We start from the raw sequence: 8,589 nt of genomic DNA, 5'->3' as shown, positions 1-8,589 counted from the left end.
GCCTCGGCCAGATCGATCCCGCCGCCGAACCCTACCGCAGCGAGCTGGAAAAGCAGTGCATCGCCGTACTCGATCTCACCAAGCTCAAGACTGGCGATAGCCTGAACCACGGCAAGTTCGCCGAAAGCCCGGAAGTGGTGAAGCTGATCGGCGCCCGGCTGATTGCCGGCCAGACCATCACCGATTCCGATGTCGGTATCGGCGATGCCGTCGGCGCTGTTGCCATGGGGGCCGCACAAACGGTCGGCAGCGTCGCAGGGGCGGCCGTCAGCGCCCCGATTGCCATTTTCGATCCCCGCACCCGGCAGAACTACGGCGAACAGTTGCGCCGGGTCGGCGCTTCGGCCGGCAATACCGTCGGCTCTCTCGGCGATAGCGTCGAAGCGACTGGCAGCAATGTCGGTGAAGCGCTGCAGCAATGATTTAGCCATGATTTGATCCGCAGCAGCGGCCTTCACGGCTGCTGCAAAACGTCGTAGCCATGTTGATCAATCTGATATATCAGAGAGCCGTGCCTGTTGGCGCATGGCATAATTGCGAATGGTCCCGGACGTAGCTGGCGACAGGCCGGCCGGGGGCCGATATGATATCGGTCACCAAACCGACGCTCGGCAGGACGCCGTTTGCACCCACAGCTGTCAGGAGGAAAGCCATGTCCGATACCAAAAAGCCCGTTGCACTGATTACCGGGGGTGGCCGCGGCATGGGCGAAGCGATCGCCCGCGAGCTTGCCGCCAATGGCTATCGGCTGGCGCTGATGTCGCCGTCGGAAAGCTGCGAGACGCTGGCGGCCGAGCTAGGCGGCGTCGCTTCGCGCGGTGTTGCCGAAAAGGCCGAGGATATCCAGGCTATCTTCGACTTGACGATGAAAAGCTATGGCCGCATCGATGCCGTGGTCAATCACACGGGCCATCCGCCAAAGGGCGATCTGCTCGACATCACGGACGAGAGCTGGACGCTCGGCTCCGACATGATGATCCTGTCGCTTGTGCGCATGGCGCGGCTGGTGACGCCGGTCATGCTGAAGCAGTGCAAAGGCGCTTTCGTCAATATCACCACCTTCGCCGCTTACGAACCGTCGCTGGTCTTTCCGGTCTCCTGCACCTATCGCGCCGCGGCCGGCGCCTTCACCAAGCTTTACTCCGATCGCTACGCAGCCGACAATATCCGCATGAACTGCATCCTGCCCGGCTATATCGACAGCCTGAACCACAAACCGGAAACCGCCGACAAGGTGCCGATGAAGCGCATCGGCCTGATGAGCGAAATCGCCAAGACGGCTGCCTTCCTGCTGTCGGATGGCGCCGGCTACATTACCGGCCAGAATATCCGCGTCGATGGCGGCATTACGCGACACGTCTGATTGGAGCATATGAGATGAGATGGAAGCGCACGATCCAGCTGCTGGACGTTCATTGCGAAGGGGAAATCGGCAAGGTCGCCATCGGCGGCGTGCCCAAAATCCCCGGCAACAGCATTGCCGAGCAGCTTCATTGGCTGAACACCGATCCGAAGGGTCAGGAGCTGCGCCGCTTCCTTGTTCTGGAGCCGCGCGGCGCGCCGATTGGCTCCGTCAATCTGCTGCTGCCGGCCAAGCACCCCGAGGCCGATGCGGGCTTCATCATCCTGCAGCCGGATCAGGCGCATGCGAGCTCGGGCTCGAACTCCATCTGCGTGACCACGGCCCTGCTTGAATCCGGCATTGTCGAAATGAAGGAGCCGGAAACCGTCGTCACGCTCGACACGGCTGCCGGCCTCGTGCGCGCCACCGCGACCTGCCGCGACGGCCGGTGCGAAAAGGTGCGGCTGACCATGGTGCCGTCCTTCGTGCACGAGCTGGATGTCGGTCTCGACACGGCGCAATGGGGCAGGATCAAGCTCGACCTCTGCTATGGCGGCATTTTCTACGGGCTCGTCGATGTCGGTCAGATCGGCTTGAAGATCGAAAAGGCCAACGCGGCCGCCCTCGTTCAGGCCGGCATGGTCATCAAGGATGCGATCAACCGGGCGATCACGGTGGTTCATCCGGAAATTCCGGCGATCTCGGGCGTTGCCTATGTGATGTTCCGCGACATCGATGCCGATGGTGCGATCCGCACCTGCACGACCATGTGGCCCGGCCGCGCCGACCGTTCGCCCTGCGGCACCGGCAATTCCGCCAATCTTGCGACGCTGCATGCCCGAGGCAAGGCCAAGGTCGGCGATGTCTTCAAGTCCCGCTCGATCATCGGTTCGGAGTTCGAAGTTGGCCTGCAGGCGGAGACCGAGGTCGCCGGGAAGCCAGCCATCATCCCGACGATCACCGGCCGCGGCTTCACCTTCGGCTTGAGCCAGGTGGCGCTCGATCCCTTCGACCCCATGTCGGAAGGCTTTGCCATGACGGATGTCTGGGGACCTTCGGCGGGGGATATTTGAGGGCCGAGCAATACGCTTCGACCACTTGGCGAGTTCTGCCCCTCACCCTAACCCTCTTCCCGTTTGACGGGGAGAGGGGACTTGTTTTGCATTCTCGTCTGAGCAAATTGCCGAAAGGAAGGTCGCAGGTGCGCCCATCCCCTTCTCCCCGCGCGCGGTGAAAAGGTGGCCGAAGGCCGGATGAGGGGCCTTTAGGACCGTCCCCTCACACCTTTGGATAAATCACACCCTTGCGCAGAATAACGTTCCCATAGAGCCGCGGCTCGCTGGTCTGGATCAGCGCATGCGCCTGCTTCACCCGCTCGTAGAATTCCGCCGGCAGCAGCGGCACGACCTTGATGTCGGGTACGTGCCGGGCGCAGCACTCGATCATTTCGGCATGAACAGGGTCGACGGCGTCCCGATCCTGTTTGACGGTTGCCCGGAAAATCGCCTGCGGCACGAAATCGTCGATCGGCAAAACGCTCAGCACGGCGTCGAGCACAGGAGTGACGCCGTGGCCATCGAGGCGGATGAGGCGCCGCCCATGTTCGAGGCCTGGATAATTGCCGTCCACGAGGGCGATCTCGTCGCCATGGCCCATCGCGCGCAAGGTCGCCAAAAGCTCTGGGCTCAATAGCGGGTCAATGCCCTTCAGCATGCTCTATCTCCTTGAAAAGAACGTTTTGATCGATGAGGTAGCGCGCAAAGATCGGCAGGCTGGCGCCGCCGATGGCGCGGGCCTGCGGTCCCACCGCGCCCTCGACGATCTCGGGCATGACGACGCCCTGAAGATCCAGTTCCGCGGCAGCCTTCATGGTTGCGCGCACCACGCGTTCGCGCACCCAGTGCGGAAACCCGCCATCGATGACGGCGGCGCTGAAATCGATGACGGAGGCGCATGCCACGATCGCCTGCGCCAATGCCTTGGCCGTATCCTGGATCCAGATTTCCAGCGGTTCGCCGAAATCGATCCAGTTGTCGGCCGAGTACCAGAGAGGACGCGAGTCGAAGCCGTGATCCCGCAGAAGATTTTCGAGCACGAAGATCGAGGCGATCTCCAGAAGCTGTCGGTTCTCGCCATTGCGGCCGCGCACGGGCAGAGGGCCAAGCGCGCCGGCCGTCCCTGTCCGGCCCACGAAGATCGACGAATTGAGAACGATACCGCCGCCAAGGAAAGAGCCGATGAAGAAGTAGACGAAATCGGGATAATGCGGGCCGACGCCGAAGACGAGTTCTGCGCCGCAGGCGCTGGTGGCGTCGTTCTGCAGCAGCACGGGATGCTGCACACGTGAAGCGATTTCGGTTCTCAGATCGAAACCGCGCCACACGTCCATCGCGCCGGGCGGGGCTCCTACCTGTTCTGCCCAGTTCCACAGTTCGAACGGCGCCGCGACGCCGATGCCGGCGATCCTGCGCCGTTCACTGTCGCTGAGCCGGCCTTCCAATTCCTTGATGCCGGAGGTCACGAAAGCGAGAATGTCCTGCGGCAGCGGATAGGGATAGGTTTGATGGAGCTGCATCCTGATGCCGCCGACGAAATCCATCAGCACGAGGTCGGCGCTGCGCCGGCCGATCTTGACGCCGAAGGAGAGCACCGCGTCCGGATTGAGCCGCATGGGGATGGATGGCTGTCCGACACGCCCACGCACCGGCGCATCGCGCGACAGCAGTCCGTCCTTCTCCAATTCCCGCATGATAACGGACACGGTTTGCGCCGAAAGGCCGCTCCGCCGGGCGATATCGGCCTTCGACAGGGCGCCATGACGGCGCACCAGCGACAGCACGAGCCGCTCGTTATGGGCGCGCACGCCAAGCTGGTTCGCACCCCCGGAGGGGTCGAGAATCGCCGGCGCTGTGGGTGTGTCCTCCGGGTCGTGCACGAGAGACATGGGCCTGCTCCTTCCATCATGGCCATGCCTGATTTTTTCCAGAATGCCACATCCAATTAATAATTCAATCCGATTTATTTATTGACAGGCGGATTTCTTTGGGTTCTGATATGGACCGTCGAGGATGCGCACATGGCCTTGGAGGAGGTCTACCGAAAACAATCCGACAGGCATGACGCATCTTTAAACCGGGTTCGGAGTGAGCCCGCGACAGCCGGAGGATCCGGCCTTTCAAACATCGGGAGGATTGAATGAAGAAATCTGTTATTTCCGCAGCAGTCGCCGCTCTGGCGATCGGCGTTGCCTTCGCAGCACCTGCCAAGGCCGCCGGCGTATCCGCCTGCCTCATCACCAAGACCGATACCAATCCCTTCTTCGTCAAGATGAAGGAAGGCGCTGCCGCCAAGGCCAAGGAACTCGGCGTTACGCTGAAGTCCTACGCCGGCAAGATCGATGGTGACAGCGAAAGCCAGGTCGCCGCGATCGAGAGCTGCATCGCCGATGGCGCGAAGGGCATTCTGATCACCGCATCCGACACCAAGGGCATTGTTCCTTCGGTCAAGAAGGCACGTGATGCCGGCCTGCTCGTCATCGCACTCGACACGCCGCTGGAACCGGCCAATGCGGCTGACGCCACCTTCGCCACGGACAACCTGCTTGCTGGCAAGCTGGTGGGACAGTGGGCCAAGGAAACCCTCGGCGATAAGGTCAAGGACGCCAAGATCGGCTTCCTGGATCTGACGCCGTCGCAGCCGTCCGTCGATGTCCTGCGCGACCAGGGCTTCATGATGGGCTTCGGCATCGACCCGAAGGACCCGAACAAGATCGGCGACGAAACCGATCCGCGCATCGTTGGCCATGACGTCACCAACGGCAACGAAGAAGGCGGCCGCAAGGCCATGGAAAACCTTCTGCAGAAGGACTCCGGCATCAACGTCATCCACACGATCAACGAGCCGGCCGCGACCGGTGCTTATCAGGCCCTGAAGGCTGTCGGCCTCGAAAAGCAGGTTCTGATCGTTTCGATCGACGGCGGTTGCCCGGGCGTCAAGTCGGTCAAGGATGGTGTCATCGGCGCAACTGCCCAGCAGTATCCGCTGATGATGGCTGCCCTCGGCGTCGAGGCGATCAAGAAGTTCGCCGACTCCGGTGAAAAGCCGAAGCCAACCGAAGGCAAGACCTTCTTCGACACCGGCGTTTCCCTGGTGACGGACAAGCCGGTTTCCGGTCTGAAGTCCATCGACACCAAGGAAGGCTTGAACAAGTGCTGGGGCTAAGCCCCTCACGAATGTGATATAATCCCTTAAGGAGCCGCGTCATGCGCCTGCTGGCGCGGCTCTTTTATAGGGAACAGACAATCGAAACAGTCACGTCGGTCGGGTTCAGATCCTGGCTGGCCCCCAACAGCCGGCGGTTTCCGCGCATGTGCGCGGTGGCGGAGGAACAAAATGTCCGGAGCACAGGAATTCGAACGTGTTCTCGACGGCAGCGACAAGAACGTCGCTTCGTTCGAGCACAACGATGTCTCTCTTTTGAAGCGCGTGCAGCACTTTCTGCATTCGACGCCGGCGGCGGTGCCGCTCATCGTCTTGGTATTGGCGATCGTGATCTTCGGCATCTCGATCGGCGGGCGGTTCTTTTCCGCCTATACGCTGACGCTCATCCTGCAGCAGATCGCCATCGTCGGTATTCTCGGCGCGGCCCAGACGCTGGTCATCCTGACCGCCGGCATCGATCTGTCCATCGGCGTCATCATGGTCATCTCCTCCGTCGTCATGGGCAATGTCGCCGTCACCTACGGTCTGCCGACACCGATCGCTATCGTGGCCGGCATGGTGGTGGGTGGCATTTGCGGCCTGCTCAACGGCTTCCTCGTCGCCAACATGAAGCTGCCGCCGTTCATCGTGACGCTCGGCACATGGAATATCGTCATGGCGACGAACTTCATCTATTCGGCCAACGAAACCATCCGCGACACCGATGTCGATGAAAAGGCGCCGCTCTTGCATCTGTTTGCCGCCAGCTTCCGGGTCGGCGGTGCGGTGCTCACTCTCGGCGTCATCGCCATGGTGCTCTTGGTCGTCGGCCTTTGGTACGTCCTCAATCACACGGCCTGGGGGCGCCATGTCTATGCGGTCGGTGACGATCCGGAAGCGGCGAAACTTGCCGGTATTCAGACCAAGAAGGTACTTCTTGCCGTCTATGGCGTATCGGGACTGATTGCAGCCCTTGCCGCCTGGGTCTCCATTGGCCGCAACGGCTCGGTCTCGCCGTCCTCCGCCGTGACCGATTTCAATCTTCAGGCGATCACCGCAACCGTCATCGGCGGCATCTCGCTCTTCGGCGGCCGCGGCTCGATCCTCGGCACGCTCTTCGGCGCCATGATCGTCGGCGTCGTCTCCATGGGCCTCAATATGCTCGGAGCCGATCCGCAGTGGAAGGTGCTTCTGACCGGCGTACTCATCATCGGCGCCGTCGCGATCGATCAATGGATCAGAAAGGTATCGGCATGACCACGACCGTCGAACCCATCCTCACTGCCCGCGGTCTCGTCAAGCGCTATGGACGCGTGACCGCGCTCGACAACGCCGATTTCGACCTCTATCCCGGCGAGATCCTTGCCGTGATCGGCGACAACGGCGCCGGCAAATCCTCGCTGATCAAGGCGATCTCCGGCGCGGTCACCCCCGATGAGGGCGAGATCAGGCTGGAGGGAAAGCCGGTCCACTTCCGCTCGCCGATGGAAGCGCGCGAAGCCGGTATCGAAACCGTCTACCAGAATCTGGCGCTGTCGCCGGCGCTCTCGATTGCCGACAACATGTTCCTCGGTCGTGAAGTGCGCAGGCCCGGCATTCTCGGCTCCGTATTCCGCATGCTCGACCGGCCGGCCATGGAAAAGCGCGCTCGTGACAAACTGACTGAGCTGGGTCTGATGACGATCCAGAACATCAACCAGGCGGTGGAAACGCTTTCCGGCGGTCAGCGCCAGGGTGTGGCCGTGGCGCGCGCCGCTGCCTTCGGCTCCAAGGTCGTCATCATGGACGAGCCGACGGCAGCCCTCGGCGTCAAGGAAAGCCGCAAGGTTCTGGAGCTCATCCTCGACGTGCGCGCCCGCGGCTTGCCGATCGTCCTGATCTCGCACAACATGCCGCACGTCTTCGAGGTGGCGGACCGCATTCATATCCATCGCCTTGGACGACGCCTGACCGTCATCAACCCCAAGGATTATTCCATGTCCGATGCTGTCGCCTTCATGACCGGCGCCAAGGCTCCGCCGGTCGAGAATGTCGCTGCATGAGCATCTCTCTTGAAGATGTTGCCGGCGAGATCATTGCGCGCGCCGGCAACGCGAAGCGGTTCCTTGTGGCGATTGCCGGTCCTCCCGGCGCCGGAAAATCGACACTGGCCGACAATGTCGCCAAAGCTCTGAAGGCAAAAGGGGAAAGCGTCGAAGTCCTGCCGATGGACGGCTTCCACATGGACAATGCCGTCCTCGTCGAGAAGGGACTTCTGAAGCGGAAGGGCGTACCGGAAAGTTTCGACGTTCGCGCCTTTCTCGACATCGTCAAGGCTGTGCGCGCCGCCGACCAGGAGGTCCTGGTTCCGGTCTTCGACCGTTCGCGGGAGATTGCCATCGCCTCGGCCCGCATCGTCTCGGCCGAGCATCGCTTCATCGTCGTCGAAGGAAACTACCTGCTGTTCAGCCAGGGAAAATGGGCTGAACTTGAGGGCATGTTCGACTATTCGATCATGCTCGCCCCGCCCATCGAGGTGCTCGAGGAGCGGCTTTGGGCGCGCTGGAGGGGCTACGATCTCGATGAAGAAACCGCCCGGGCCAAGGTCTACGGCAATGACCTGCCGAATGGCCGGCTGATCCTCGAGAACCGCCGCCGTGCAGACGTCACCATCGATATCGTGCAGGGCTGACCTTGACCGTCATTTAGGCGCCGGCGCGGATTGTTTTGCGGGGGCGGATGGTGCTATCGAAGCGCGATAGCAAAAGTGCGATCCCGAAAAGGCCGAAACAGCCTTCGGGCAAGATCGCGCTCACATCCCAGAGGTCGCGCCCATGCAAAAGCTCACCATCCGCCGTCCTGACGACTGGCATCTGCATCTGCGGGATGGCGCCATGCTGGAAGGCGTGATCGCTGATACGTCCAGACACTTCGCCCGCGCCATCATCATGCCCAATCTCGTCCCGCCCGTCGTGACGACGGCGGACGCGACGGCCTATCGCGAGCGCATTTTGAAGGCATTGCCGGCGGGCGATCGTTTCCAGCCGCTGATGACACTCTATCTCACC

Annotated in this window: 9 protein-coding genes and 1 pseudogene; 8 read left to right on the top strand and 2 right to left on the bottom strand. The window is 61.9% G+C overall.

Going from position 1 to position 8,589, the window contains the following annotated elements:
• The 3 genes from Q4Q11_RS29555 to Q4Q11_RS29545 form a co-directional block, all read left to right on the top strand.
• A partial coding sequence (locus tag Q4Q11_RS29555; RefSeq protein ID WP_498571694.1) for an alpha/beta hydrolase occupies positions 1-422 on the top strand: 422 nt, incomplete at its 5' end.
• Positions 423-652: 230 nt separating this feature from the next.
• The gene (locus Q4Q11_RS29550; RefSeq protein WP_112506387.1) at positions 653-1,363 is read left to right on the top strand and encodes an SDR family oxidoreductase; all 711 of its coding nucleotides are present in this window, start codon (positions 653-655) and stop codon (positions 1,361-1,363) included.
• Positions 1,364-1,377: 14 nt separating this feature from the next.
• Positions 1,378-2,415, top strand: coding sequence for a 4-hydroxyproline epimerase (locus Q4Q11_RS29545; protein ID WP_498571693.1), 1,038 nt, complete (start codon positions 1,378-1,380; stop codon positions 2,413-2,415).
• Positions 2,416-2,620: 205 nt separating this feature from the next.
• On the opposite strand, the gene Q4Q11_RS29540 is transcribed toward Q4Q11_RS29545, so the two are convergent.
• Together Q4Q11_RS29540 and Q4Q11_RS29535 are read right to left on the bottom strand one after the other, a co-directional pair.
• Positions 2,621-3,055: an RbsD/FucU family protein gene (locus tag Q4Q11_RS29540; RefSeq protein WP_113337079.1), complete on the bottom strand. Its 435-nt coding sequence runs from the start codon at positions 3,053-3,055 to the stop codon at positions 2,621-2,623.
• Positions 3,039-4,286 carry an ROK family transcriptional regulator gene (locus Q4Q11_RS29535; protein ID WP_112506396.1) on the bottom strand — a complete coding sequence of 416 codons (1,248 nt, stop codon included), beginning with the start codon at positions 4,284-4,286 and terminating at the stop codon, positions 3,039-3,041. Before Q4Q11_RS29535 ends, Q4Q11_RS29540 begins: the two co-directional genes overlap by 17 nt.
• Before the next feature lie 251 nt (positions 4,287-4,537).
• Here Q4Q11_RS29535 and Q4Q11_RS29530 point away from each other — a divergent pair, with 251 nt between their 5' ends.
• The 5 genes and pseudogenes from Q4Q11_RS29530 to Q4Q11_RS29510 all read left to right on the top strand — a co-directional run.
• Positions 4,538-5,563: a sugar ABC transporter substrate-binding protein gene (locus Q4Q11_RS29530; RefSeq protein WP_112506398.1), complete on the top strand. Its 1,026-nt coding sequence runs from the start codon at positions 4,538-4,540 to the stop codon at positions 5,561-5,563.
• Positions 5,564-5,734: 171 nt separating this feature from the next.
• A complete protein-coding gene (locus Q4Q11_RS29525; RefSeq protein ID WP_112506401.1) occupies positions 5,735-6,799 on the top strand; it encodes an ABC transporter permease in 1,065 nt (354 codons plus the stop codon).
• Entirely contained in the window at positions 6,775-7,584 is an 810-nt protein-coding gene (locus Q4Q11_RS29520; protein WP_498571692.1) for an ATP-binding cassette domain-containing protein, read from the top strand. The genes Q4Q11_RS29525 and Q4Q11_RS29520 overlap by 25 nt, the downstream gene beginning before the upstream one ends.
• Positions 7,581-8,213 (top strand): nucleoside triphosphate hydrolase, encoded by a 633-nt coding sequence (locus tag Q4Q11_RS29515; protein WP_498571691.1) that lies wholly within the window; start codon positions 7,581-7,583, stop codon positions 8,211-8,213. Before Q4Q11_RS29520 ends, Q4Q11_RS29515 begins: the two co-directional genes overlap by 4 nt.
• Positions 8,214-8,355: 142 nt before the next feature.
• Positions 8,356-8,589 (top strand): annotated as a pseudogene (locus tag Q4Q11_RS29510) (dihydroorotase); the annotation flags it as partial.

It is taken from the genome of Rhizobium sp. UFLA01-1127, assembly GCF_059803845.1.
This window is presented reverse-complemented; position numbering and strand designations above follow the sequence as displayed.